At 37.9% G+C, this 1247-nt stretch carries 2 protein-coding genes and 1 pseudogene; all 3 read left to right on the forward strand.

Annotation, left to right across the window (positions count from 1 at the left end):
- Positions 1-187 precede the first annotated feature (187 nt).
- On the forward strand, positions 188-445 hold the full coding sequence (locus tag BTHERMOSOX_RS11300) for a cupin domain-containing protein (RefSeq protein ID WP_138121212.1): 258 nt from the start codon (positions 188-190) through the stop codon (positions 443-445).
- Between the two features lie 2 nt (positions 446-447).
- Positions 448-843: an FAD-dependent oxidoreductase gene (locus tag BTHERMOSOX_RS11305; RefSeq protein WP_138121213.1), complete on the forward strand. Its 396-nt coding sequence runs from the start codon at positions 448-450 to the stop codon at positions 841-843.
- A gap of 127 nt (positions 844-970) precedes the next feature.
- Positions 971-1247: pseudogene (locus BTHERMOSOX_RS11310) on the forward strand (hypothetical protein); the annotation flags it as partial.

Here is a 1247-nt window from a genome sequence, read left to right on the forward strand (position 1 = left end):
GTGAAAAATGTTTTTTGCTATATCCAATCCAATTACGCTATTATTCATGTCGGGCTCCTCTTTGCTCCGTTATTTCTCTTAGGTGTATTATCGCACCGTTGGAGAGAGAGGAGTCCATATCATCACCACCCTACATTTTTCATCAAAGGAAGAATTTGGAGACTCCTTAATTAGTCAAAATGCTGTAATGCGTTCTCTTTGTAAGCCAGCACCAATAGGCTTAGGGAGATTAACGTTAGCAAGCAATTCATCCGCGCCTTTAGATGTTCATGGTGTTAAAGAAGCTTTGATGGTTTCGGAGGGCGAAGGGAAAGTTGTTGTCAATGGTATAGAAGAGATTGCTATCAATACTGGTGATATAGTTGTTTTTGATTCGAATGAATCGCACCTTCTAATTAACTGTAGCGACAAAACAATGCATCTATTTTCTGTTTGGTGGAACTAATAATGCTGAGAGATAATTACAATACAATTATTGTTGGTGGTGGAATTATAGGTTCTAGTATTTTTTTTGAATTATCGAAAATATTAGGCAATAAAGTTCTGTTAGTTGAAGCAAAAAAGGTTGGTGAAAGCGGTGCTACGTCTACGACTGGAGCTATTGTTAGAGCTTTTGACCCTGTTCCAGAAATAATGGATCTAGCTGTAAATAGCCTTGATTTTTTCAAAAATTTCAAAAAACATACAGGTGTTGATAATGCTTTTTTTCAACATGATTTAGTTTACCGTACAGCAATGAATGGTAATAAGATTGATGAGCAGATCAATCAATATGACTTCAAATCAGGAGGTATTTTCATTCAAGACTCTAGTTTTTTTAAAAAACGATTTAAATTCCACTAGGAGTGGCTTACTTATTCATGACGTAGGGTAACCGTTCAGACCCTTACGGTTAAAACCTAAAAATCTTGACAAAAACACCTTGTAAGTGTTTATTATATCGATAATTTCACAAAGGCGTTTAAGGCTCATGGTTCTCAAGGAACAGGAATTACTACAAATTGATGAGCCATTCATCCGCAAACTTCTGGAAAAAGATCCTGACGCACTCGCTGGGTTGAGCATCAATCTGGCCAATGATCTTAAAGAAGCAATGGAGCGCCTCAATCAAAACCCGTCGAATAGCTCAAAGCCTTCAGGCAGTCTTGCTCCTTGGGATAAAGGCTCAAGAGATAATGAAGAAGACGAAGAGCTGGAACATGAGGACAAAGAGGCTCTTAAGTCAGGAACCGACAAGGAAAGGTCGT

It is taken from the genome of Bathymodiolus heckerae thiotrophic gill symbiont, from assembly GCF_900128515.1.
In the GTDB taxonomy this organism is placed as follows: Bacteria; Pseudomonadota; Gammaproteobacteria; order PS1; family Pseudothioglobaceae; genus Thioglobus_A.

Bases quoted from the DNA above. Each gene is read 5' to 3' on its own strand.
- BTHERMOSOX_RS11305 (WP_138121213.1), top strand. From the start codon at position 448: ATGCTGAGAGATAATTACAATACAATTATTGTTGGTGGTGGAATTATA.
- BTHERMOSOX_RS11300 (WP_138121212.1), top strand. From the start codon at position 188: ATGCGTTCTCTTTGTAAGCCAGCACCAATAGGCTTAGGGAGATTAACG.